The sequence below is a fragment of the Psychrobacter sp. JCM 18903 genome (assembly GCF_000586475.1).
In the GTDB taxonomy this organism is placed as follows: Bacteria; Pseudomonadota; Gammaproteobacteria; order Pseudomonadales; family Moraxellaceae; genus Psychrobacter.
On the sequence record NZ_BAWJ01000003.1, the window covers coordinates 173,211 to 198,877 of the forward strand.

Consider the following 25,667-nt stretch of genomic DNA (forward strand, 5'->3'; position numbering starts at 1 on the left):
TAATGAGTATTTTAACATGTGGCTATAGTAGGATAGATAATCCTACTCACTGAAATGGTACACGATACGTTACAACTGGGTAGTATTGGCGGTTATAATTTATACATGTAAGCGTGCCGTATAGATAGTGCATAAAAAAACAACCATCTAGTGGGCTGTGAACGTTTGATAAATGCTGCTCAATGCATCCTAATATACACCATGCTTCTCACCTTATTCATCTTCGTCTGTTTGTATCAAATTTATAGAGGTTTTATATGTCGTCATCTCGGAACACCAGCAGCAAGGCGTCTGTATTAAAATGGTTACCTTGGGTTTTATTGCTAGTCGTGATTGCCGCATTTATTTGGTTGTTTGCGAGTATGAAGACGGCATCAGAGCAGGCATGGGAGCCGCCCAGAACCACACCTGCTGAGCAGCAAGCGTCAGCACCTGTTTCTGATACACCCGCAGCGATTTCTTCTTATCATAATGCGGTTGCTCGCGCCTCACGATCAGTCGTGAATATCTACACCACGCAAACGATGGCAGAGCATCCTTATATGAATGATCCTGTGTTGCGCCGCTTTTTTGAGTTCCATGGTGCACCGTCAGAAGAGCAGGGCAATACCAATTTAGGCTCTGGGGTGATTGTCTCAGAAGATGGCTATATCGTGACCAATGCCCATGTGATCGAAAAAGCCGATGAAATTACGGTCGCCTTTAATGATGGTCGTAAGAGCCGCGCTAGAATCGTTGGTACAGATCCAGACAGTGATTTGGCAGTGATTAAAGTAGATATGACCGGCTTGGCACCACTTGGTTTCCGTAAAGAACCTATCCGAGTTGGCGATGTCGCATTAGCGATTGGTAATCCGTTCGGTGTCGGTCAAACGGTAACGCAAGGGATTATCTCGGCGACAGGACGTACTGGGCTTGGGGTCAACAAGTTTGAAGACTTTATCCAGACCGATGCAGCGATTAACCCAGGTAATTCGGGCGGCGCACTCGTTGATGCTTTTGGTGAATTAATTGGTATTAATACGGCCATTTACTCACGCTCTGGCGGCTCTATGGGTATCGGTTTTGCTATTCCTACCGCTATCGTTGAGCAAGTGATGAATGCCATTATCAAAGATGGTAAGGTGAGCCGTGGTTGGTTGGGGATTGAGATACAGTCACAGTTACGTGACCCAACGCAGCTTGAAACCTCGACTGGGGTAGAAGTGCTTAATGTCGTTCCTAAGAGTCCTGCTGCGAAGAGTGGTCTGCGTATCGGCGATATTATTTTGACGATTGACGGCGTCGAGATGACGGATGCCAATACCTTGATTCAGTATGTCGCTCGTAAAGCACCGAATACCACGCTGAATGCGCAAATATTACGCCGTGGCAAAAATGCGCAAGTCAAAATACTGTTAGAAGAGCGTCCAGCACAAGAGCCTATGGAACGTCCGGTTGTGATTCTTGATGAAAATGTTGGTGGTATAGAAGATCCAAATCTACAAGGTGAGAGACAAGACGTGCCGATGATGTCAGAAGCCGAGCGTGACCGTATGCGTGAAGAGCTGTTGCAGTTATTTGAAAGAGATGGTGCGCCTTTATAATGCCACTCTTCATCACATAAAGCTCAATCAAAATAAGCTTAGTCAAAATGGCTTGAACGGTTTATAGACAGTAAAAAAGCGCGTTATCTTGAAGATAACGCGCTTTTTGTTTCGACTTTTGTTAGCACTACTTTTGTTGGTATTACTCTATAGTAGGCTCGTGATTGATGTAAATCACACCCTGTACACGGCAACAGCAGGGCAGAATCTCGTCTTCATCAATCATAGCAAGGGGCGCAAACGGATAGTCAATGACGTGTGAGCTGGCGATACGCTTTATTCGGCAACTGCCACAATAGCCTTCCTTACATTGATAATTGATATCATGTCCAGTGCGTAGCAATCCATCAAGCAAGCTTTCATCATCATGCAAGTAAAATTGCTTCTTACTCGTCATTACCCAAGTCATAGTCTGATCCTGTTTGTTTCCCTATCATTCTGTACTTTCTAAACAATACTCTTTCAAAAACTATTTTTTAAATGAACACATAAGTTCTAAAGCTCAAAATCATCAAAATCGCTGTCTGATAAATCTGAGTCAATTTGACCCACCAAGTATGAGCTGATTTCCGTCTCTTGCGGAGCGACTTGCACGTTGTCAGATGACAACCATGTGTTAATCCACGGGATTGGGTTTGATTTAGAATTCGGGAATGCGACTGGCAAGCCAACCGCTTCCATACGTAAATTGGTGATGTATTCGATATATTGGCACAGAATGTCTTTATTGAGACCAATCATTGAGCCGTCTTTAAATAGATAACCTGCCCATTCTTTTTCTTGCTCAGCTGCTTTACGGAATATCTCGATGCTTTCTTCGTAGCACTCTTTGGCAATGTCGACCATCTCAGGATCATCACGACCGATGCGCATGAGGTTAAGAATATGCTGCGTGCCCGTTAAATGTAGCGCTTCATCACGAGCAATCAATTTAATAATCTTGGCATTACCTTCCATTAGCTTACGCTCAGCAAAGGCAAAAGAGCAAGCGAATGACACATAAAAGCGAATGGCTTCTAAGACGTTCACTGCCATCAAGCATAAGTAAAGCTGCTTTTTCAGCGATTTTAAATCGACGGTAATTTGCTTGCCATTGATCATGTGCGTGCCTGCACCGTATAGGTTGTATAGCGATGAGTTATAATATAAGTCATCGTAGTACTTGGCGATGTCTGCGGCGCGCTCTAGGATATGATCGTTTTGCATGATGTCATCAAAGACGATAGCAGGGTCATTGATAATATTACGAATGATATGGGTATAGCTGCGCGAGTGAATGGTCTCAGAAAACGTCCACGTCTCAATCCATGTCTCAAGCTCAGGAATCGATACCAATGGCAATAGCACCACGTTTGGGCTACGACCTTGGATAGAGTCGAGTAGCGTTTGATACTTTAGGTTACTGATAAAGATATGCTGTTCGTGTGAGGACAGATTGCCATAATCCATACGATCACGTGATACATCGACTTCTTCTGGACGCCAAAAGAACGACAACTGCTTTTCAATCAATTGCTCAAAGATAGGGTGCTTTTGTTGGTCGTAACGCGCCACGTTGACCGGATTACCAAAAACATCGGCTCTGTTAGCGCATTGTTTGGCGTTTGGGAAAAAATCGAATAAGTCATGAGACTGCCTTTATCATTGATATGGTTATTAAGTTATAGGGTTTTGACTAGATTTGGTCTGACTGAATTATATTACAAGTGCTCTAAAGATATCTGTTCTGACGTCTGTCCATCATTCATATACGCTTTAAATATCTCACTCAGCTCGCTATCGTCCAAACCTTCCAATTCATCGATCGCACTTTTACGCAGCGCACTCAAGCCATCATCATCTGATAGTTGCTGCATTTCTTTCTGTACGTCTTTTTTAGTCACTCTCTTTACTGGTTTTTTCAATACTTTTGTGGTGACTTTCTTTAATGCTTCTGGTCTTGCTGCTGTACCTTCGCCTAATTGCTCACGGACGTCTGCGATGTCGACTTCTACTTGCACGATATGCGAGTTACCATCATTTAGGTCGGAAAATACGTTAGGGATAAATAAACCACCGTCTTTGATGATTGCGGTATATTGCACGTCTATGACCTCCGTCATTTTTATTCTTTCTGTGTTCGATTATGGTTGGCGCGATACAAGGCTTTCATATACCTTATTGTTTTCTCTTTTGCCAACTGCCAATACATAAACCACCACCACATCATCTTTTACGGTATATACCAGACGATAGCCTACGGTGCGTAGCTTAATTTTATAAGTATCTGTATGTCCCGATAGTTTTGACGCAGGTACATGAGGGTTTGACAATCGCTGCTGTAATTTTTTCTTAAACTGCTGCTGAATATTTGGCGCTATCTTTTTCCACTCTTTTAATGCCAAAGGATGAAACTCAAGATTATAAGTCATCCAACGTTACCTTTATCGGTATCTGCCCATCATTCAATCGTGCGCTAACGGTTTGGCTCAATGCCATGTCGTCCATCGCTTCCATCATGCGCTCGAATACATCTGTCGAGACTAAGTAAGCCACGGGTTTATTGTGGTTTAAAATAGCAATGGACTCACCATCTGACTGTTTAATCAGTGCCGATGGGTTAGCCTTTAATTCTGAGATACTGGCTGTCTGTGTGGCAAATATTGGTTGCATAACTCATTCTCCACTAATATTACGCTCTAAATATAGGGCTAATTTTAGCACGAAAATTAGGTCTTATTTGTTATAGTACTAAACTTAAATATTTTTAGTAGCCAATCCCGCCTAGCGCTTGTATCTGCTTAGCCGCTGGCGTGCAGCAGTCTATCGTGTCTGACCGCATTCCTGTTGTCTCGATACTGCGCTCAGCCACAGACTGCATCGTCATCGTCGTCGTCGTCAGCAGGATACCGCTATAGTCGGGGCTAAACGACCGTGTTAGGGTATCTTTCTTTATCCTTGATGACTCTTCCGTTTATGCTTAATTTGTAGGGTGCGCTAGGGGTATCCTACAACTTTGGCCAATCTGAGCTATGTTATTTATTTAATGCCTTTTGCCTTATTAATTTTTTTAGCTTTTGCTAGAATAGTTTTAGATTTATTTTCGAATAATTCAGATAGAACATGTTCTAAAATTTCATACAAGTCAATGACATCATTTTTGGTTAAGCTCTTTTCCGGGTGACTACCTTCATTGCCAATCCATTTAATTGCCAAAAGTAATTCTTTAAGTTCAGAATGTTGCTTAGCTAGTTTATCAATTCTATTGTGTAAGTTTATTTTAACTCTCTTCTTTTTATTATTTATAGTAGTCTTTGGCACTTTGAGATGATTCAATATTAGCTCCAAGGCGGAGCGTGCATGATTTACTGCAGCAGAAGGAGAGCTAAAAAATAATTCAAAAGACTTATTAAGTTGATTAGTAATATCATCTGGAACATTTTTAGGTATGTCGATGATTTTTAATGATGGATAAAAATAATAAGGCTCGAAACATGGTGAATAAACTTGCTGTGGGATACCGTGGTCATCTTCCTCTATATCCCAATCCAAACAACCATGACCTGAGCTTGCAAACTGTTCATTACAATTGTTATTTGAACATCTAAAAATGCAACTATATACGAAACTAACCCATTCAGGCTCCCATTCATAGTGAGAGTGTCCTTTTAGAGAAACAGAAGTTTCTTTACTAAAAAACGTATCCTCATTAATCACTAAATAACCATTAGAACAAGTTGAACAAGGCCAAGAAATATTTTGGCTTTTTGTGAAACAGGAAGTTAAGAGTTCTTTATCAATCATGAAATATGGTCTCATGTAGTAAGTCTATAATTATTTATATAGTCATAAATTACCATTCTATTTTTTAAGCCAATGATACAATAATCTTACTTGGCACAGAGGTTTCACCGCTAGTCTCAATATTGAAACATAGCGAGCTTAACCCAAAAGCCAAACCCGCCATCCATCAGAAGTTCTATTTAAAGAATTTCTCTTGCGAACCTAAAATTGCAGTGCAGTTTTTTTAACGGTTCTCAAATCTTACATGCCCCGCCAGCACAATCATCTTCCATATCCGCTTGGGCATCGTTCGCACCATCACGAGTGTTATGGTAGTACAACGTCTTCACACCCATCTTATAAGCGTTTAGCAAGTCTTTTAGCAATATCTTCATCGGTACACGGCCACCAGCATAACGAACGGGATCGTAGTTGGTATTGGCAGAGATACTTTGATCGACGAACTTCTGCATGACAGCGACCAGCTTAGGTAACCGTCATTGTTTGGCATTTGCCATAGTAGCTCGTACTGATCTTTTAGGGTCGTAATCTCAGGCACGACTTGCTTTAGGATACCGTCTTTTGATGCTTTGATAGAGACCAGACCACGTGGTGGCTCGATACCGTTGGTCGCGTTGGCAATCTGACTAGAGGTCTCAGACGGCATCAAGGCAGTTAGAGTAGAGTTGCGCAGACCGTGAGTGGTGATCTCGCCGCGCAGCGTTTCCCAATCGAGATGTAGCGGCTCTTGGCAGATTTTATCCAAGTCGGCTTTGTACGTATCAATCGGCAAGATACCTTGTGAGTAGGTCGTCTCATTAAAAGCAGGGCATGCGCCTTGTTCTTTTGCCAATTTGTTTGATGCTTTCAAGAGATAGAATTGCAATGCTTCAAACGTTTGATGCGTTAGACCAAGCGCGCTGTCATCTGAATAGCGCACGCCATTTTTAGCTAAGTAATAAGCATAGTTAATCACGCCCACACCGAGCGTACGACGACGCATGCTGCCGTTTTGAGCTGCTTTGACTGGATAGTCTTGATAGTCGAGCAGGGCATCAAGCGCACGGACGATTAGCTCGGCTGGCTCTTCGATATCGCTGACGTTTTCAACTTTACCTAAGTTGACCGCTGATAGCGTACAAAGCGCGATTTCGCCTTCTTCGTCATTGATATTATCAAGTGGCTTGGTCGGTAGGGCAATTTCCATACATAGGTTTGACTGACGAATCGGCGCAATGGCCGCGTCAAATGGGCTATGGGTGTTGCAATGATCGACGTTTTGGATGTAGATACGACCCGTGCTCGCACGTTCTTGCATCATTAGGCTGAACAAATCAGCGGCTGGGATTTGACGGCTACGAATGCTTGGGTCATTTTCGTACTTGGTGTATAGCGCTTCGAATTTGTCTTGATCTTCAAAGAACGCATCATACAAGCCCGGCGTGTCACCTGGTGAGAATAGCGAGATGTCTTGACCTTTGATGAGGCGCGTGTACATCGTTTTATTTAGCTGTACGCCGTAATCCATATGACGCACACGGTTGTCTTCCACGCCGCGGTTGTTTTTAAGTACCAATAATGACTCAACTTCTAAATGCCACAATGGGTAAAACAACGTCGCTGCACCGCCACGGACGCCGCCTTGTGAGCAGCATTTAACAGCTGTCTGAAACAGTTTGTAGAATGGGATACAACCCGTATGCTGCGCTTCGCCGCCACGGATAGGGCTACCAAGGGCACGGATGCGACCTGCGTTGATGCCGATACCAGCACGCTGTGACACATAGCGTACGATGGCGCTGGTGGTCGCGTTGATAGAGTCTAGGCTATCACCGCATTCAATCAATACGCATGAGCTAAACTGACGCGATGGGGTACGCACGCCTGCCATGATTGGTGTTGGTAGCGAGATTTTGAATTGCGACGTCGCATCGTAAAAGCGCTTTACGTAGTCCAAACGATCTGACTTGTCATAACGGCTAAACAAACACATACCAACCAGCATGTACAAGAACTGCGGGCTTTCAAAGACGGTCTTGTTGACGCGGTCTTGGACGAGGTATTTACCTGCCATTTGCTCAACAGCGGCATAAGCAAGGTTCATATCGCGCCAGTGATCAAGATATGCTTCTAATTCATCAAACTCAGCACGGCTATAATCAGCTAGGATATGCTGATCGTATTTACCAGCGTCGGTCAGTTTTTTGACATGATCATAAAGGTGCGGCGGGGTGAATTTATTGTAAGCAATTTTACGCAGATGGAAAATCGCCAAACGCGCAGCCAAATACTGATAATCAGGCGTATCTTCAGAGATAAGATCTGCTGCTGACTTGATGATGGTCTCGTGAATATCGCGAGTCTTGATACCTTCATAAAACTGAATGTGCGACTTTAGCTCAACTTGCGACACAGACACATTATCCAAATTGTGAGCTGCCCACTCGATTACCTTATGAATTTTATCCAAATCAATAAGCTCTAATCGTCCGTCACGTTTGGTCACTTTGATTTTGTCGATGTGTGTCATGTTGCCCTCTTAAGTTGATAACTTGGTAATTATTTATAATGTTGCTTATAGTGATGCTGCACAGTCAGTAAACGGCAGGCATTCTTTATAATGCTACGATGCTTGCGCCGCGATAGGTGTTTTTTTAGGCAAAAATCTACCGCTACTCATAGTGACACTTAAATTCACTGAGTACTACATATAGCGTGTTTGTTAGTAGGTAGGCACAATATAGCGGGAAAATTTTGAAAATACTATATTGATTTTAGCATCAAACTATGTTGCTGTGAGGTTGTGCTGTGTCCGAATTTTAGCAAAGGACGATGGGGTAAGGGTTAGACGCGATTGACTCAAATAATAATTTTTTTGTAAAAACGGGCTGACAGTTTGCTTTTTATTCGCGAGTAAATGACCACCAATAAGGGGACACAGAACAATAATAATGAGGGCGCAGATTGTACAGCAAACCACAAAAAATCGCCACCCGTATGAATGACGATTTCGACGGAAAAGCGGCTGGCTTTTTTTAAACGACAATTATCTATTTATACGACCAAACGAACTGTTTTGGCAGCGTCGAGTGAAGCATACAGCACATTGACCTGATCGGCTGCTGTAAGATATAGATTGACCCTTGCTGAATGGAAGCGACCCGTTTTAGACGGTTTCACTTCTATCGAGGCCAAATCAAAATCAGGGAACTGACTGCCCAAAATAAGCTTCACTTCATTGAGTAAGTTCTCACGCTCGCCTTCATGACCAATGATGCTAAGTGGATAGTTCATTGGAAAGTCCCAAAGCTCAGGATTTTGAATATCCGTCCTTTTGCCTGTGATCACACCTTGATTGGGCGTTAGGTTGGTCATTTTTACTGATTTTTCATTTGCTGGTGCTTGGTTGTTGTTTTGATTGGTGCTGTCTTTTGGATCGTCAGTCATGATGTGTGCCTCGCTTTATTAAATGTTAGCTATTAGCATAAGAGCTTTATCCACCATTTATAGTGGCACTAAACTTATAATTCAAGTGCTAAAATGGCAATGACAGTATGCTATGGATCACTGTGATCTGTCATAAATTTTGCTCAGTCATCCATGATAATCAAATGTTAATACACATATCAGCTCATTTTTTATAAGCACAAACAGCGACGTAATCCCCACGGTCATAGCCTTCGATGACTTCTTGCACCTTATCATTGGCATACATAGGATGGGTCAGTAAGGTTTGTGCATACTCAAAATCGACAAAACCATTGGCTTGCATCAGCGCGATTTTTTCATCAGAGGTGCGCCAATTTGCTGATTTAACCAGCTCAATAGGATAGGGATCAGCAGGAGAGATATGAGCAAGCAGCGGATGCTCCCAAGTATTTAATGAGCTGGCCAAATTATATAAGCTGGCAAAACCGCTTTCTTTTGGCACATCGATAACAATCAATTTACCGCCCGTTTTTAAGGCATCAAATGCCTTTTTAATACAGATATCCAAATCGTTGATGTAGCTGACACTGCCGTTAAACATGATGATATCAAACTTACTTGGCTCAATATCGCAAGTTTCGGCAGGACTAATATCCACTTGTAAGCCGCGCTTTTTAGCGATTTCAGCCATGTCTTTTGAAGGCTCAATGCCGTGCCTGATATGGATATTATAATCCTGCGCCAATAGTGACTCAAACAGCCCGCTACCGCAGCCGATAGACAATATCTCACTATCCTTATCTAAGAAATGAGCGACCAGTTTTAGCTCACTGGTCAGTAAGTTTTGGTTGTCAAAAAACCAGCTGTCATACGCGCTTGCGTGTTCATCGAATGCTGCCATGATGTTTCTCCTTGAGTATTTTTTGTTGTATCGTTAATCCACTATAAAAGAGTGACAGCATTAACCTCGCTTAAAGTATTACTCATACATCTGCACTCGATTGCCTTGTCACTCTTTTAAATTGAATCAATTATATTGAATAGTGCGTGCCGCTAAATTTGCTATAAAGCTAGCACCTTGCATAGGGGCTAGGACAGATCAAGCGCTTGTTGCCAAAAATTCACTTCCATACGTGAAGCAGTATTAAATAACTGTTGGAACTTGTTTGCCTGAGCGGGGTTAGCCTGTGCTAGTAGCGTATTAATCTGCGCTTCATTCTGCGCGGTAATCGCTTGAAATTCGTCACTGGCAAAGACATCAATCCATGGCTGGTAAGGATTGTCCGCGACAAAACCTTGTTCTTTAATGCGTTTGCCAATTTCGCCATAACCCATCAAACAAGGGGCAATCGCCGCATAAAGCTCAGCCAGTGAGCCTGACATCGCAGCGTCCAATAGGTAGCGGCTATAGGCTATAGTCACGGTAGATTCAGGGGTGCTTTCTACTTCTTTAAGTGGGATGTCCCACTCATGACATAAATCGAGATACATGCCAATTTCCATATCGAGCATGGCGTTGATGCCTGCTTGACCGACACGCATTTGTGCCAGCGTATCACTCTTATACACGCTCAACGCCATCACACGGGTATAGTGAATAAGATATAAATAGTCTTGCACAAGGTAGTGACGAAAGCTGTCAGGGGCGAGCGTACCTGCCGTTAGCTGTTTGACAAAATCATGCTGAATGTAGCCATCCCATGTTGGGCAATGGTGGCGTAACGTTTGGTAGTTCATAGTATTCACTTACTGTTATAAAATGCGAGTAAGCAAAGAGTAGGAGGTGATAAGCAAGCAGGCACAAAAAAACCTTACCAGATTATGTGAATAAACTGGCAAGGCTTGCTTAGCAATAGATGCTTAAGAGGTGTGCTATAAAATGTCACGCTTGTTTCCTACGTCAGTGCTAACTGCATCAGGTTCGCGGGTAACTCTCAGCCATGATTTTGAATTGTAATTAAAGCATCAAAAATCAAAGCACCCCGACAAGGTTTATTTTTCAGAAATAGATATAAAGTTTACATAAGTTTAAACTGCTCGTACTTAAGCAATCGGCTCTATGGTAGACGAATTCAGTCATCATTAGCAAGTGATGCGCAAAAAACCATGAATAAAGGTTGTCTTACAAGCGTAAATAGACAGGATTTTACCTTTTATTAAGCTGGTCAAGTACCACGAGAATGGTGAGAGAAATCACTATTTTCAAATACATTTTGTATTCATAAAAGCTCTACTATTGCCTATATTATTTAGCTACTTGAAGTTAGGATATATAAAAAATATCTCATAAATTAAGGCAACACGTTTATGGGGCACTGTCTCATTTAGCATTGATTGCTTTATGCTTTATAATCATTCAGCTAAGAGGCTATGGTAAATAGCCATTGATAGGAGTGATCTCAGGCAGAATATCTGCCTCTTCTAGTGCTTCTCGCAGATTGATCTCGATAGTACGCGACAATGCAGTCAGGGGTAGTTTGTTGGCGGCTAAGCCGAAAGGCTCTTCTAGCTCTTCACTGAGGGCATCCAAACCAAAAAAGGTATAAGCGATCACGGCACAAATCAGTGGGGTCACCCAACCGAGCGAGGCCACCAAGCCAAAAGGCAACATGATGCAATACAGATAGGTCGTGCGATGGACCAGCAGCATATAAGCAAACGGCAGCGGTGTATTATGAATGCGCTCGCAGGCTGCCAATACAATGGTCATAGACGTCAGGCGCTCATCCATATTTTGTATGACTTGCTCTGATACCAGTCCTTGACGCCGAATGTCGCCGAGTTGCTTGCCCATGAGGCGCATGATGTAATCAGGTAGGTTGCGCGCTTGGCGCATACTATCATGGTGTTTTGATGCGACAAAAGGCTCGACATCATGCCAAGGTGAGGAGCCGCGAAGGCGATGGCGCACAGCATGCGCAAAAGCAATGGTCAGGTAAATCATCGTTCGCCCAGTCTCGTGCCCATTCTCGGTATCAGTATCTATAAAAGAAAGCACTTGACGGGTTAAGCTACGCGCATCATATACCAACTGACCCCAAAGCCCTCGAGCTTCCCACCAGCGTTGATAACTGGCATTGTTACGAAAACCAAGAAATAGCGACAACGCGATTCCTAGCAAGGTAAAAGGAGCCATACCATAATAAGGAAAAGAGTCAGGAAGCCAGTGCTGAATAATTGTTATAAGTGTGCTGAGAAGCGCGATCAGCAAAATTTGCGGATAAATTTTTGGAATGACAGAGCCGTGCAGGGTAAAAAGTATCTTGAGGGCGTTTGGGGTTTGCCGGACAATCATGTCGGTTTCCTATCGATGGCATGTATAAAAAAGCGATGGCAGAGGTATCAATCAGCGTATACTCAAATCATCGCGACCTATCATATCAGTAGTTACCAATATGGCAATAATAAGATGACACTTAAATACTTAAATCACTTTTGTATTGCGCAGCAGCAAGGAAAACTGTAAGCACGCTCTAAAGGGTCTCTTCTTCACGCAGCGTCAGCACCTCATAACCATCGGCAGTCACCGCGATGGTATGCTCCATTGGGCAGAAAGCTTTTTGTCTGCAGTCACCACCGTCCAGCCGTCTTTTTTCATTTTTACTTTGGCTTTGCCTTGATTAATCATTGGCTCAATAGTAAAGGTCATGCCTTGTTCTAGAACCAAGCCTGCACCTGCGCGACCATAATGTAAAACTTCAGGCTGCTCGTGCATTTCGCGACCGATACCATGCCCGCAGTATTCTCTAACGACAGAGTAACCGTGCTGTTCGGCATGGCTTTGAATGGCATGCCCGACATCACCGAGCGTTGCGCCCGGTTTGACCACACGGATACCTGCCCACATGGCCTCATAAGTGTTATCGACGAGGCGTTTTGTTAAGGGCATCACATCATCAATCATATACATTTTGCTAGAGTCGGCAATAAAGCCGCCTTTTTCTAAAGTAATGTCCACATTGATGATGTCGCCTGATTTTAGGACTTGGTTGCTTGAGGGTACACCATGACAAACCACTTGATTGACAGAAGTGTTGAGCACGTATTGGTAGCCGTATTGACCTTTGCTGGCAGGTCGTGAGTGTAAAACATCCACAATATAGCGCTCAACTAAATCATTGACAGTCATTGTGGAGATGCCAGCGACCATGTGCGTATCTAGGTAAGCAAAAACCGATGCCAATAAGCGTCCAGACTCGCGCATGATGGCCAATTCTTCAGGTGTTTTTAGCGCGATTTTAGCCATCGATAAGATTTCCTATATTAACATCTGCTCGTTTTAACTGCTCGCTGATGATATCGGTATAAGGTGCGTGAGGATTGGCCTCGGCCAACATACCTATCTTTATCCAATACTCTGCCTGCGCGTTAATCGAACGTACCATTACCGCACTGGCTTTACGAAGCTCTTCGTGTAGCGCATCATCAATTTTAACAATACCCATTGTTTTACCTAGTATATGAAATGTATACGAATCATATATATTGTATAGTGACATTGCAAGCTCGTTCTTGTATTCCTTGATGAAGACATGTGGTTATAGTATTCGAGCCATCAAATCGATGACACAAAAAAGCGAGATAAACTCGGCTTTTTTATTGGTGCTTAGTTTGCTTTATTATTAGTCATTTTCAAGGAAAGAGCGCAAGTGCTCAGAGCGTGACGGATGACGCAATTTACGCAGTGCTTTTGCCTCAATCTGGCGAATACGCTCACGTGTTACGTCAAACTGCTTGCCGACTTCTTCTAACGTATGGTCAGTTGGCATGTCGATACCGAAGCGCATTTTTAGCACGCGTGCTTCACGCTCAGTCAGATTGCCCAATACATCACGAGTCGCTTCACGCAGACCAGCTGCGGTCGCATCATCAACAGGGCTTGAGATAGTACCATCTTCGATGAAATCACCTAGATGCGAGTCTTCATCATCACCGATTGGTGTCTCCATAGAGATAGGCTCTTTGGCGATTTTCAGTACTTTACGGACTTTAACTTCGTCCATCTCTAAGCGTTCACCTAACTCTTCAGGCGTTGGCTCGCGTCCCATTTCTTGTAGCAATTGACGTGAGACACGGTTTATTTTATTAATCGTCTCGATCATATGTACAGGAATACGAATGGTACGCGCTTGGTCAGCGATAGAGCGGGTAATCGCCTGACGAATCCACCATGTGGCATAGGTCGAGAACTTATAACCACGGCGGTATTCAAATTTATCGACTGCTTTCATCAGACCGATGTTACCTTCTTGGATTAGATCCAAGAATTGTAGACCACGGTTGGTATATTTTTTCGCGATAGAAATAACCAAACGCAAGTTAGCTTCGACCATTTCTTTTTTGGCGCGGCGAGCTTTTGCTTCACCGACTGCCATACGGCGCGCGACATCTTTCATGTCGTGGATTTTCATGTCGAGCTGTTGCTCGTAGTCACGAATGCGACGTTGCAATAAAATAACGTCATCAGTGACTTTTTCTAGCGTACCAGCAAATGCAGGTTTGCCCTTGATGCGCTCAATCAGCCAATCGACGTTGGTTTCGTTGCTAGGGAAAGTCTTACGGAACTCTTCACGTGGCATACGTCCACGGCGAATCACCAAACGCATGATTTGACGCTCTTGCTTACGCACATCATCATAGACATCATGCATGATAGCCATGACTTGATCTGACAAGCGATTGTTCAACTTTAGCATCATAAAGCGTTCGGCAAGTAGGGCATAAGCAGTATCTGCTTCTGTGCTACCACGGCCATAATCTAGCAAGGCTTGCTTGGCTTTGATAAATAAGTGTTCGATTTCTTCTAGACGCAGACGTACTTCTTCAGGATCGATACCGCTGGTTTCTTCTTCAGCTTCCTCTTCAACGTCGTCTTCATCCTCGTCCTCATCATCAAGCGCCGCTGCTTTGGCTTTTGCTTTGATCACAGGCGGATTTTCTTTCTCTTCTTTGATGCGTTCACGTTCTTCTTTTGCTGCCTCTTTCGCTTCTTGGGCAGCGATTTTGTCTGCTTCGGTCTCAGGATCTAAAAAGCCAGTAATGACGTCAGAAAGCTTTTTTTCGCCATCTTGTACTTTTTGATACTCATCAAGGACGAACTGTACGGTACCCGGCCAGTAAGACATCGCATGCTGTACGTCACGAATGCCTTCTTCGATACGCTTGGCAATAGCAATCTCACCTTCACGGGTCAATAGATCAACCGTACCCATTTCACGCATATACATACGCACAGGGTCAGTGGTGCGACCCGGCTCAGTCTCAACAGAGGCCAATACCGCCGCTGCCTCATCCGCTGCCATGTCATCATCACTTGAATCATCGTTCATCAAGATATCATCGGCATCAGGCGCAGATTCAAAGATTTTGATACCAACGTCGGTCAGCATTTGCACAATATCTTCGATCTGATCGCTTTCGGTAATAGAGTCGGGCAGTTGGTCATTCACCTCAGCATAGGTTAGATAGCCTTGCTCTTTACCCATTTGGATTAAGGTGGCCAGTTGAGATGTGGACTTAGAAACTGACTTATCGTTCATAAATACTCGCTTACTTGCATCGGACATTTTTATATTGTGACGCGCTATCGCTCGCTCAGTGCGTTGATATAATCAATCGATTCATCAAAATATGGCGTAGAGGTTGTCAGTAATATCAAAAATGAGTTGATATGAATAAAGGCTCAAAATACTACAATTACAATGCTAAAAAACTGCTAGAAATTAGTAATGCTAAAAAGTCTTCAAGATAACATTATCTAAAAAATAATATATAAAAATAACGGTACCTAAAAACGGATACTTCAAAATAATATCTAAAATTTGTGCTTAATGAGGCGGATTTATCGCCATCTATTAAATCGGGCTATAAATAGTTAGCGACACAGTTTAACACACACCAGCGTAATCAAGCACGAGGTAGTGATATCTACCGACCGTTTTTTGCTGATTATTTTATATCAGCCAAATGATTAAATGGCAATACATGCTATTGGGCATAATCATTAGTAGTGGGGGCAGCGCTATACTTTTAAAGGGTTGGAGATTTTTTAGCAAAAATAATGGCAAACGTTAAGATTTCACCGTCGCCATCTGCGCTGACTGCTCAGCTTGCTGTGCGCGTAGCCAATCATTTAATAATTGCGACTGCTTACGGACAATCGCCAGCTTGATATGATCAGGATTTTTGATGAGCTCTTGCATCTTTTTTTGCAGATATAACTTGAGCAACTGCATCACTAAGTTTTCGATCAACTCATCCAAGCTCAAAATATTTCTGCCAATCAATGTCTTATAAAATCCACCCCAGCTACGGCTAAGTGTTTCTTGGGTGATTGGTTTGACATTAGGCAATATAAAGTGTGCGGCGGCGTTGGCATCTTTGGGTAAATGATTCAGGCAGCGTTTGATGGTGCTAACGATATCCAGCAAGGCGATATCTTGCAAATCTTCCCAAGCAAGCGGACGCAAGATGTCAGGCGCGGCTTTTTGCTTGATGTGTGCTGGCAGCTGTAAATCATTAATACCTGCCTGCTGCCAAATGGCTTCGATAGGGTCTTCAATTAAGGCGCGTGGCTGAAACAAAAAACAAAGTTGCAATTGCTGACTGATGGTCATGTCACCATCAAAATCTAACAGTGCGTCTTTTGCCTCGACATTCTGACTGCGTTTACCGCCGAGCTTTTGATAGACATCATTGTTCAGCAAATAGCGAAAGCTACTGCCTTTAGGTAATGCAGTGGTCAAGGCACGTACTTGTGACATGAGCTTGGCTTTGCCTTCTGCCAAGGTTAAATCGTAACGCTCGCTTAAATAGGCAAAAATATACTGTGACAATGGCATGGCATTCGCGATTTGCTCACGCATGGCATCGCCGCCCTGACTCTTAATAAATGTATCAGGATCATGATTATTTGGTAGGGTCAAAAACCGCAACTCTTTGTCATCGGCCAGTACTGGCAAAGCCACTTCAAGGGTACGCCAAGCCGCTTTTTGTCCCGCGCTATCGCCATCAAAGCTCAAGGTTAGGGTAGGGTTTAATGTTAAAAGTCGTGAGATTTGGCTCTCATTGATCGCCGTACCCATCGAAGCGATAGCGCCATAAATACCCGCTTGGTAAAGGGCAATCACATCCATATAGCCTTCGACCACCAGCCAGCTGTTGGCACGTTGTTGGCGTGATTCGTAATAGCCATACAGCACATGCTGTTTATGAAAAACGGGTGAGTCAGAGGAGTTGATATATTTAGGTTTCACTTCATCATCGAGCGCTCGACCACCGAAGCCAATCGTACGGCCTTGATTGTCTCGAATCGGGAAAATGACCCGATCACGGAGTAGATCATAATCGCGCCCTGACTCGGACTGGCGCACCAAGCCAAGCGCTTTTAAGCCTTCAATATCCTGTGGAAATTGATGCTCAAGATGCTGCCACCCAAAGCGCATAGCCTAAGCCAAAGGTCTCAAAGATGTCTTCTGTGATACCACGCGATAAAAAGTAATGCTTAGCATGCGGATGAAGGGTAAGATTGTGCTGATAAAACTGCTGGATTTGCTCTAACAGCTCATACAGGTTACCGTCTTTATCAGAAACGCTATGATCATCATACAATGCCGCAGCGTCAGTATCGCCACCTGTCAACCATGCTGGCGGATAGCTATTATCATCTTGGTAGTCTGTGCCATAAGAATCTTCTGGATAAGACGCTGAGTCGTAAGCATCTAGCGGTGGATACTCATCGTAGCCGTTGCTACTATCGTGATAAACGGGTTGATCGGTATCGCCGTACTGGTTTTGTTGCTTAATAGCCGAAGTAGCGTTAATAGAAGGCGCATTAATTGTTTGAGCAGGACTTTTAGCGTCGATAGTCGGATTAGGTATTGACGGTGGTGCAATCGGTTTTGGTGCACGGCGCTGGTAGCTGACGTTTTGTTGCTCTTCTTTTGGGACTTCGATGCCCGTCTGCTTTGATAGCTCATTAACCGCTTCAATAAAAGTTAAGTTTCATAATCGCGTAAAAAACTGATGGCATTACCGCCGACGCTACAGCCAAAGCAATGATAGATGTTTTTTTGTGGATTGACATAAAAAGAGGGCGACTTTTCGCCATGAAATGGACAGCAGCCTTTAAACTCACTACCAGCACGTTTAAGCGTCGTATGACGCCCAATGATACTGATTAAGTCAGCTTGGCTATTTAATTGGTCGAGAATGTGATTTGGAATACTCATGCAAAAAACAGTTTACCATAGGTGTATTATCTTAAGCATAGGCAATATTGGGCGCAAACAATATTGGGCATAGATAATGAAACAGAAACAGAAAAAATAAGGCCAACTCTGTCGTTGACCTTATTTTTTCATGATGTGCGTTGATGTACTAAAAAGAAGAAACGTTCTCTTAGTTAAAGAAGAGACGTTGCCTCAAATCTAGCGCATTTATTCATCATTCATATCGACATCTGCTGGCAGGATATCAATCCCTTGAACAGGCAACGTCGTACGGCGTACAGGATTGGTGTTTTGCGGATCGACATTGGCTTCTCTTGCCGTAGAGCCAGTGCTCGATTGGCTAGTAATACGCTCAGCGGATGCTTCAGGCAGACCCAAGCCAACATTGATGCCACTATTGGCGCGCACAGGTGAAGTACCTTGCGCTGCACTGGCTGCTACTGCATTATCGCTTGGCAGTCTTAATTGACTGGCGTTACGAATAACCTGAGTTTTGGTCGCGCCGTTATAGTCGCCTGTCGCAACTGATGAAGTATCTTTGTTAAAACGACTTAACTGCCCAAAAGTCAATTTGTTGATAAAAGAACGCTCACGTTTGGTGTCGAGTTTAACGCGTCCATCAGCACTTAACATGTTGGGATAATTGATTTGTAATAGAGTTTTGTGTTCTGCTGCCAAATCAGACATACCCAATTTGTCATAGCTATAAGCTAAGACTGCGATTGCGTCTGGGATGGATTCACTAAGTGGATAGTATTGAAACACCCATTTGGCACGGTTAACAGCAGCGACATAAGCTTCGCGCTCGATATACCAGTTGGCGGCACTCATCTCACTTTCAGCAAACTGATTGTAAATGAAAGTCATGCGCTGAGCGGCATCTGGCGCGTAAGCTGTTAGGGTACTTATTAATAAGCTCTTGAAAGTTAGCGAAGGCAATACGTAAATAGGCGGTATCACGCTCAGCTTGATTGAGCTTAAACAGTTTTAGACCTTCTGATGAGCCTTGCATATTGGCGACGCCGCGCACATAGTAAGCGTAGCTGACTTGTGGATTAGAAGGATATAGATTAATAAATTGCTCAGCGCTGGCAGCTGCCATTTCATACTTACCACTGGCATATTGTGCGTACATCATGTCGAGTAATGCTTGCTCAGCGTACTGTCCAGTAGGATAAAAAGTGCGCAGATTGGTCAAATCTTCGATGGCTTGTGTATAGCGGCCTTTATCAATCTGGGTAATGGCGTCGTTATAATAGTTCTGCTCTGATTTTTCGGCAGTTTCTACCGCATCGACGTCTTTACCGCCAGTCAGGTTTTTGAAAGTCTGACAGCCCACTAAGTTTACGCTTAGCGCAAGTAGGGTTATTGAGGACAGTTTGATAAACGTATTGCCAACAGCTTGCATACTTCTTCTCCGACACAAGACGTATAATAGCAGCGACGCTATCATACTAGATATTAGGTTAATGATAAAAAACGATGCGTAGGCATCAATAGTGGTCTGTCATCTACTATGTCAATCATCGGACATACCAGTTATCGTTATTAAAAAACGCTTGATGGCATAGGGTTTATATCAAACCAAATGCTTTTAATAAAAATTCGATAAGCATACAGTGGCATAGCATACAGCAAAATATGGCTATACTTTATAGAATAACGTTTGCTTCGTCTATTTTTTCGCCATCTATATTGTACTTAATCCAATCGTGCTCATCGGATTTGAGTCAGTATCGTACAGTTATTAGTCTACTGCAACGCATATACGATATGCTGATGCTCGCAATGAGCTGTACACCAGCGGATGTCAGTTTGGCATTTTAACATGAGCTGCTGTCACGAGCGATATCGAATGTCGCTGACACTGACAAATATACAGTAAATTACAGCAATGTCATATTTTAGAGAGTTAAGTACGGCGCTGACGCTCGCTGAGGTATAATCAAAAAATGACAGATAACACACAGCTTCTATAGGCTTAGGCGCTTGGCGTGATACACTAGCACAGTATTGCCTCCGCTTTTTTCGACGACGATCGCTTTTATGATAAGCGATTGATAGCGAATGGCCTTTTGTTTTTTATAGCGTTACGCTTAACACTTTATTAGAAATTTTCTCAAAAGCTACCTTTCAAAACCATGTCAGGCGCTTTGCCATATATAAATCTGCTATGAATAATAATGCTATGACTACCCATTTACCACCGAATCAATCGCGACAGACTGATTCATCAGCACAAGAGTCACCGATGCCAAATGACGTTTTAAATAATAGTGAATTACCTGACAATAATCAGTCGATGCTTGATGAGCAAAGCCATAGCGATCATGTTTTAGAAGACGCTGTGTCAGAAGAAGCTACGTTAAAAGATAGTGATGTGCTTGACGACGATATGATAGATAGCAGCGATGAAGATGCTGACGACATTGATGATAGCGACGATGATGAAGCGTCAGCCGCCGGTCAAGTGGTGCCAGTAATTATTAATATGACGCATACGGTTATAGAAGACGAAGCTGGTTTACGTATTGATAAATTGGCTTCAAAAATATTTACCGATTTCTCACGTGTTCAATTACAAGGTTGGATCAGTGATGGTAGCCTGCTGTATAACGGAAGCGTGCAAAAACCAAAAATTCGTGTCAGAGCGGGTGATGTGCTGCAGTTAACGACCACATTAGAGCAGCATAGTGAAGATCAACCAGAAAATATAGACATCGATGTGGTCTATGAAGATGATGACGTATTGGTCATCAATAAACCTGTTGGCATGGTAGTGCATCCTGGTGCGGGCAACCAAACCGGCACCTTGGTCAATGCACTACTATATCACTATCCGCAGCAGCACCATCTGCCGCGTGCAGGTCTGGTGCACCGTATCGATAAAGATACCTCAGGGCTATTGTTGATTGGCAAAACCAAGCCAGCACAGCTTGCGCTGATGGAGCAACTAAAGGACAAGTCGGTCTATCGTCATTATCAGTGTGTGGTAGCAGGGGATGCAGCGAGTCTATCGCGCCATCGCCGTATTGACGCACCAATCGGTCGTCACCGCAACCAGCGTACTAAAATGACGGTAATGACGGCAGGACGTGAAGCTGTGACTCATTTACTGAATGTGACCGCGCTTAATGGCAATTATTGCCTGTTGGATGTGGGTCTTGAAACGGGACGCACTCACCAAATTCGTGTGCATTTAAGTCATGTGACTTATCCGATAGTGGGTGATCGTGTCTATGGTGGTCGTCGTCAATTGCGGGCAGGACTGACAGAAGCACAACGTCAAGCGATTAATAATTTTCCACGTCAAGCCTTGCATGCCTACACACTGGGTTTCGTACATCCAACGACTGGTGAAGATATTGAAGTCACCACACCACTGCCTGAAGATATGCAGCAGTTGATGGCTGTGCTAAGTGATGGCTATGATGACGAGTAGACCTCTCCTTGTAGGCGAGAGCGTAAAGTCGCTTGTAAAAAACAGAGCCTAGTAGTAAATAGCGATCCGTGACATAAAAATGACTCATTAAGACGGTAAATCAGCCATGACTCATCAGTTTCCTATGACATTGCTTGCACAGATTGATGATGTGGCTGTTTTTCAAACAGCTGCCTTTTCAAGCGATGATGTTGACTCACAAGACCAGCCCACAGAACAGCTAGTACGACAGCAACGTCAAGCGAATTACGGTGAGCTAAATTTAGGTTTGCATGTCAATGACGATGCTGCAAAAGTACTGAGCAATCGCATGCGTTTATTATCTGCCATCAATGAGCAGCTTGCACCCTTATCGTCGACATGCCAACAGGTACCCATCAAACGCTTACACTGGGTTAACCAAGTTCACGGTAAGCAAATTCATGATATTGATGGCACAGCGCTAGGTATGACGCCAATGTCTGCTGACGCGATGGTCAGTCGGCAACAAGGGCTTGGGCTTGCGATAATGACGGCTGACTGCGTGCCGATAGTCTTATATCAGCCAGCCAGTGGTCAAATGGCAGCGATTCACGCGGGTTGGCAAGGTCTGGCTTGCGGGGTTATTCAAGCGACTGTGCACTGTTTTACGCAATCGGGACAAATCGAAGCTTGGATTGGTGTTTGTATCAGTCAAGACAGCTATGAAGTTGGCGCTCAAGTTCGCAATCAATTATTGAAAGGTTGCACAGAAAATAAGTTATTGAACACAGCAAGTATTGAACATTTTGATTCGTTATATGTCATAGATTCTGTGGCTACTATTAAAGGCGGTAGCGAGACTCAACATGTACAGGATACGGTTGATAAGCTGTCAAGCTGTGACACAGTTGACGCGAGAAAAATCAAGCTAAACTTACCAAAGTTGGCAGCGGATCAGCTTAGTGCGGCGGGCGTTATAGTAGATGACACATTATCTAGCAGGTGTAGTTATGCTGATGACCACTATTACTCTTATCGGCGTCAAACGCATTTGCAGCAGCCTGCTACAGGTCGAATGGCGCTGGTCATTGTACGTGGCGCTGCGTAGGATTACGCTATTTGCTGTTGCGCGCAATTAACTGTTGAACTTATATTGTTTTTATTTAACCATTTATAGCCATTATTAGAGTTTGTATGAATACACCTGCCAGATCGTCCATTACTGATAGCATACCGACTGTATCTATTGCTGTTATTTATCATAGCAACTACGGTCATACCAAGCGCGTCGCTGAAGCGATCGTCGAAGGGGCGCATCAGAAATTGCCAGCAGCACAGGCCAAAGCCGTTGATGTCCACAAGGTTGACTGGGATTATTTGGATCAGGCGGATTTGCTGGTTTTCGGTAGTGCCGTATATATGGGTAGTGTCACTGCTGAATTTAAGACTTTTATGGATGAAACCTCAAAGCGCTGGTATCATCGTAAATGGGAAGGCAAGTGGGCAGCCGCTTTTGCCAACTCTGGTGGCTGAGCGGTGATAAGCTGGCGGTATTGCAGCAGATTTCTTTGTATGCGATGCAGCATGGCATGAACTGGATTGGATTACCGCTGATGCCGACAGGTCATGAGGCTCATGATTTAAACCGTTTATCTAGCTTTTTGGGCTTGATGACCCAGTCGCTTGATGGTCCCCCTGAAGAAACGCCAGGACGGGGAGATATTGATACGGCTATTTGGTTCGGCGATCATTTGGCCAAGACAATTATCAAGCATCAGCCAGCGGCGCGCCCTTGAAATGAATGGCTATTGAATCATTCAAGGTAATTTATTAAACATTGAAGGCAGATATCAAACTGATATCTGCCTTTTTTTTGCTTATTTTATGAGTGTGATGGCACTATTTTTGATTTTTTGTACTGGTATTATTTTGAACCTGCACAGTGGTGGCAGGCATATTTTTGACCAAGATGCTATTAGTAGGGGTGGTATTCACAGGGATAGGGCTGTCGACAAATTGAAATGATTGGCAGCCTGTGATTAACAGGGCTGATGTCAGTATATAAGCAAGAATCGGTAACTTCATAGTGGTGTCTCAGGCGGCGATCGGCAATGTGAAAATAGCGCCTATCATAAACAAAATATGGTGCGTTGCAATAGCTTGTTTCGTAGCATTATAAAAATCTGACTGATAAAAAAAGCGAGTGCTAACTTAAGTCTATGTATCTATTATGTACAACTAAAATTGATGATGACAAAAAATGAAGCAAATTTGTGACAATTATCTACAATGATAGGTTTTTCATAGAAGATACCCGACCAAAAAATAGGTTTTTAGTTGCTGATTTTAAAGGTATTATTCAAATAACTTATTATTATAATATAAAAAAATATATTACGTTATCAAAAACTGATAATGACAATGCGGTTCTTTACGTTTTGTAAAAATTTGAGACCAATACGTTACTCATTAAGTAATAGTAGCGAAATAGTCTTACATTAGTAGAGTGAGTAGACATCATTTAGTAACTATGCTTAGTAACTATGTTTATGAAATTACTTTTATCACGCTATTTTATTAAGCATTTACTGGATGATTTGCTACCTCATTTAATGGACTGTCAATTGAGTATAACAAGTCGTCACTCATTAAGGCTTGCTCAATACTAAATGTTTCATCTAAATCGTTCATACTAATAATAATTACAACACCCTAGGTGCCAGCTATATGAGGATATTATGAAGCCACTTTCTGTGATGTTATCGATGCTCGTCATCGGTATGACCTCCAGCGCTGCGATGGCTGAAGGTGCAAGCGTCGTCAATACTAGCCTAGCGAATGCTAGCCTGCCTAATGCCAGTTTACCTAATATTAGTCCAGCCAATAGCGAGCTTGTCAATCGCGGTGCTTACATTGCCCGTGCGGCTGATTGCATGGCATGTCATGGCGAAGATTATACTGGCGGTACAGCGATCGAAACGCCGATGGGAGATATCTATTCAACCAATATTACCCCGTCTAAACGTTATGGTATCGGTGATTATACCGAAACGGACCTAAAGAACGCGTTGCAAAAAGGTCGTACGCCAAGCCATATGCTTTACCCTGCCATGCCATATCCTTCTTATAGCGGCATGAAAGAAGAAGATATCAGTGCGTTGTTTGCTTATCTGCAAACCGTACCTGCTATCGATGAAGCACCGAAATATAAAACTGACCTGCCATTTCCATTTAACATTCGCAGCTTAATGATTGGCTGGAATTTTCTCAATGTCCCGTCTACTGAAAATCGTGATGGTCTCACTGAGACGCAGCAACGTGGTGAATATATTGTCAATAACTTAGAGCACTGCGGTACTTGCCATACCCCGCGTAATAGCACTATGGGTTTCGATAAAAAAATGTATCTATCAGGTGCTCAGCTTGGTCATTGGCATGCACCAAATATCACGCCTGACGAGTCGAGCGGTATCGGTAGTTGGAGTGAACAAGATATTGTCACTTATCTGCGTACTGGTGAGCTTGACCAGCGTGCCTATGCGGGTGGTCCTATGGGCGAGGCGGTTGCACATAGTACGCGCTACTTAAAAAATGAAGATTTGAATGCCATTGCTTCTTATCTAAAAGCGGTGCCTGCTATCCAAACAGATGATAAGGTCGCAGCCGTTGATGTCTCGCGTTTACCAACACCCATTAGCGAATCTATCACTCATGATTTACTGGCGCAAAAAGATTATTTAGCCCAAGCCAAAGCGCAGGTGAGTAATGGCAGCAATTCACCAGAATCGCTATATTTGGCAGCCTGTGGTAGCTGTCACGGCGTTGACGGTTATGGTCAGCCTGATGCGCGTTACGCTCCTATCGTTGGACTCAGCAGTATTCGCCGTGAGAAACCTGATGCGCTAGTCAATATGATCCTTCATGGGGTAGAAGGCGCGACTAACACGTCACCTATCATGCCAGGGTTCTCAGATGAGCTAAATAGCGAGCAAATCGCTGGTATTACCAATTATGTGCGTGTGAATTTTGGTGGTCTCAACAGTAGTGAGGTGAGTGCTAATGATGTTGATCGTATCGCAACGACAGGTACTGACAAGCCATTCTTAATCAAATATGCGGGCCTGCTGGCAGTAATCGGCATCATCGTGGCTATTATTATCATTGTGTTTATTATACGAGCCATCTTGCGGTCTAGGCGCCGTCGTTAATTCATTGATTCTATAAAGACGATTTACATATTTATTATAGGACAAGATC

The 25,667-nt window shown here is 43.4% G+C and carries 16 protein-coding genes and 6 pseudogenes; 5 read left to right on the forward strand and 17 right to left on the reverse strand.

From position 1 onward, the window contains the following. The first annotated feature begins 257 nt into the window (after positions 1–257). The gene (locus TT12_RS03470) at positions 258–1,586 is read left to right on the forward strand and encodes a S1C family serine protease (RefSeq protein WP_045452213.1); all 1,329 of its coding nucleotides are present in this window, start codon (positions 258–260) and stop codon (positions 1,584–1,586) included. Between the two features lie 142 nt (positions 1,587–1,728). Here the strand turns inward: TT12_RS03470 and yfaE are convergent, their stop codons facing one another. From yfaE to TT12_RS03550, 16 genes and pseudogenes are all read right to left on the reverse strand, one after another. Continuing rightward, positions 1,729–1,995: a class I ribonucleotide reductase maintenance protein YfaE gene (gene yfaE, locus TT12_RS03475; RefSeq protein WP_045446158.1), complete on the reverse strand. Its 267-nt coding sequence runs from the start codon at positions 1,993–1,995 to the stop codon at positions 1,729–1,731. Between the two features lie 86 nt (positions 1,996–2,081). Continuing rightward, a pseudogene (nrdB, locus tag TT12_RS03480) lies at positions 2,082–3,214 on the reverse strand (class Ia ribonucleoside-diphosphate reductase subunit beta). 72 nt (positions 3,215–3,286) lie between these two features. Continuing rightward, on the reverse strand, positions 3,287–3,688 hold the full coding sequence (locus TT12_RS03485; RefSeq protein WP_227678932.1) for a hypothetical protein: 402 nt from the start codon (positions 3,686–3,688) through the stop codon (positions 3,287–3,289). A 21-nt stretch (positions 3,689–3,709) separates the two neighbouring features. Further along, positions 3,710–3,997 (reverse strand): type II toxin-antitoxin system RelE family toxin, encoded by a 288-nt coding sequence (locus tag TT12_RS03490; RefSeq protein ID WP_045452216.1) that lies wholly within the window; start codon positions 3,995–3,997, stop codon positions 3,710–3,712. Continuing rightward, a complete protein-coding gene (locus tag TT12_RS03495) occupies positions 3,987–4,238 on the reverse strand; it encodes a type II toxin-antitoxin system Phd/YefM family antitoxin (RefSeq protein WP_020443322.1) in 252 nt (83 codons plus the stop codon). The genes TT12_RS03490 and TT12_RS03495 overlap by 11 nt, the downstream gene beginning before the upstream one ends. A 366-nt stretch (positions 4,239–4,604) precedes the next feature. Further along, positions 4,605–5,369, reverse strand: coding sequence for a DUF4145 domain-containing protein (locus TT12_RS03500; protein WP_201605616.1), 765 nt, complete (start codon positions 5,367–5,369; stop codon positions 4,605–4,607). Positions 5,370–5,602: 233 nt separating this feature from the next. Continuing rightward, a pseudogene (gene nrdA, locus TT12_RS03505) lies at positions 5,603–7,878 on the reverse strand (class 1a ribonucleoside-diphosphate reductase subunit alpha). 524 nt (positions 7,879–8,402) lie between these two features. Continuing rightward, positions 8,403–8,723, reverse strand: coding sequence for a YbeD family protein (locus tag TT12_RS03510; protein ID WP_045446256.1), 321 nt, complete (start codon positions 8,721–8,723; stop codon positions 8,403–8,405). Positions 8,724–8,979: 256 nt separating this feature from the next. Continuing rightward, on the reverse strand, positions 8,980–9,678 hold the full coding sequence (locus TT12_RS03515) for a class I SAM-dependent DNA methyltransferase (protein ID WP_045452222.1): 699 nt from the start codon (positions 9,676–9,678) through the stop codon (positions 8,980–8,982). A gap of 188 nt (positions 9,679–9,866) precedes the next feature. Beyond that, positions 9,867–10,514 (reverse strand): thiaminase II, encoded by a 648-nt coding sequence (tenA, locus tag TT12_RS03520; protein WP_045452226.1) that lies wholly within the window; start codon positions 10,512–10,514, stop codon positions 9,867–9,869. Between the two features lie 631 nt (positions 10,515–11,145). Then, complete coding sequence (locus TT12_RS03525) at positions 11,146–12,072, reverse strand: bestrophin family protein (RefSeq protein ID WP_045452229.1); 927 nt, start codon at positions 12,070–12,072, stop codon at positions 11,146–11,148. A 178-nt stretch (positions 12,073–12,250) separates the two neighbouring features. Continuing rightward, positions 12,251–13,023: pseudogene (map, locus tag TT12_RS03530) on the reverse strand (type I methionyl aminopeptidase). Then, positions 13,016–13,222 (reverse strand): ParD-like family protein, encoded by a 207-nt coding sequence (locus TT12_RS03535; protein WP_045452232.1) that lies wholly within the window; start codon positions 13,220–13,222, stop codon positions 13,016–13,018. Before TT12_RS03535 ends, map begins: the two are co-directional and overlap by 8 nt. A 177-nt stretch (positions 13,223–13,399) precedes the next feature. Continuing rightward, a complete protein-coding gene (gene rpoD, locus TT12_RS03540; protein ID WP_045452235.1) occupies positions 13,400–15,316 on the reverse strand; it encodes an RNA polymerase sigma factor RpoD in 1,917 nt (638 codons plus the stop codon). Between the two features lie 531 nt (positions 15,317–15,847). After that, a pseudogene (locus TT12_RS19270) lies at positions 15,848–18,007 on the reverse strand (DNA primase). Between the two features lie 207 nt (positions 18,008–18,214). Then, a pseudogene (locus TT12_RS03550) lies at positions 18,215–19,460 on the reverse strand (outer membrane protein assembly factor BamD). A gap of 735 nt (positions 19,461–20,195) precedes the next feature. Here TT12_RS03550 and TT12_RS03555 point away from each other — a divergent pair. From TT12_RS03555 to TT12_RS03565, 3 genes and pseudogenes are all read left to right on the forward strand, one after another. After that, positions 20,196–21,449 (forward strand): RluA family pseudouridine synthase, encoded by a 1,254-nt coding sequence (locus TT12_RS03555; protein ID WP_201605610.1) that lies wholly within the window; start codon positions 20,196–20,198, stop codon positions 21,447–21,449. Positions 21,450–21,555: 106 nt separating this feature from the next. Further along, entirely contained in the window at positions 21,556–22,518 is a 963-nt protein-coding gene (locus tag TT12_RS03560) for a purine nucleoside phosphorylase YfiH/LACC1 family protein (RefSeq protein WP_045452238.1), read from the forward strand. Between the two features lie 86 nt (positions 22,519–22,604). Next, positions 22,605–23,206, forward strand: a pseudogene (locus tag TT12_RS03565) (flavodoxin family protein). Positions 23,207–23,309: 103 nt separating this feature from the next. Here TT12_RS03565 and TT12_RS03570 read toward each other — a convergent pair. After that, positions 23,310–23,495 (reverse strand): hypothetical protein, encoded by a 186-nt coding sequence (locus tag TT12_RS03570; protein ID WP_045452241.1) that lies wholly within the window; start codon positions 23,493–23,495, stop codon positions 23,310–23,312. Positions 23,496–24,148: 653 nt separating this feature from the next. Between TT12_RS03570 and TT12_RS03575 the strand changes: the two genes are divergently transcribed. Next, complete coding sequence (locus TT12_RS03575) at positions 24,149–25,618, forward strand: cytochrome c (protein WP_045452244.1); 1,470 nt, start codon at positions 24,149–24,151, stop codon at positions 25,616–25,618. Positions 25,619–25,667 lie beyond the last annotated feature (49 nt).

Coding starts and splice junctions, on each gene's coding strand:
- TT12_RS03560 (WP_045452238.1), top strand. CDS start 21,556: ATGACTCATCAGTTTCCTATGACATTGCTTGCACAGATTGATGATGTG.
- TT12_RS03570 (WP_045452241.1), bottom strand. CDS start 23,495: ATGAAGTTACCGATTCTTGCTTATATACTGACATCAGCCCTGTTAATC.
- TT12_RS03525 (WP_045452229.1), bottom strand. CDS start 12,072: ATGATTGTCCGGCAAACCCCAAACGCCCTCAAGATACTTTTTACCCTG.
- TT12_RS03575 (WP_045452244.1), top strand. CDS start 24,149: ATGAAGCCACTTTCTGTGATGTTATCGATGCTCGTCATCGGTATGACC.
- TT12_RS03490 (WP_045452216.1), bottom strand. CDS start 3,997: ATGACTTATAATCTTGAGTTTCATCCTTTGGCATTAAAAGAGTGGAAA.
- TT12_RS03470 (WP_045452213.1), top strand. CDS start 258: ATGTCGTCATCTCGGAACACCAGCAGCAAGGCGTCTGTATTAAAATGG.
- TT12_RS03555 (WP_201605610.1), top strand. CDS start 20,196: ATGACTACCCATTTACCACCGAATCAATCGCGACAGACTGATTCATCA.
- TT12_RS03485 (WP_227678932.1), bottom strand. CDS start 3,688: ATGACGGAGGTCATAGACGTGCAATATACCGCAATCATCAAAGACGGT.
- rpoD (WP_045452235.1), bottom strand. CDS start 15,316: ATGAACGATAAGTCAGTTTCTAAGTCCACATCTCAACTGGCCACCTTA.
- tenA (WP_045452226.1), bottom strand. CDS start 10,514: ATGAACTACCAAACGTTACGCCACCATTGCCCAACATGGGATGGCTAC.
- yfaE (WP_045446158.1), bottom strand. CDS start 1,995: ATGACTTGGGTAATGACGAGTAAGAAGCAATTTTACTTGCATGATGAT.
- TT12_RS03535 (WP_045452232.1), bottom strand. CDS start 13,222: ATGGGTATTGTTAAAATTGATGATGCGCTACACGAAGAGCTTCGTAAA.
- TT12_RS03510 (WP_045446256.1), bottom strand. CDS start 8,723: ATGACCAACCTAACGCCCAATCAAGGTGTGATCACAGGCAAAAGGACG.
- TT12_RS03515 (WP_045452222.1), bottom strand. CDS start 9,678: ATGGCAGCATTCGATGAACACGCAAGCGCGTATGACAGCTGGTTTTTT.
- TT12_RS03500 (WP_201605616.1), bottom strand. CDS start 5,369: ATGATTGATAAAGAACTCTTAACTTCCTGTTTCACAAAAAGCCAAAAT.
- TT12_RS03495 (WP_020443322.1), bottom strand. CDS start 4,238: ATGCAACCAATATTTGCCACACAGACAGCCAGTATCTCAGAATTAAAG.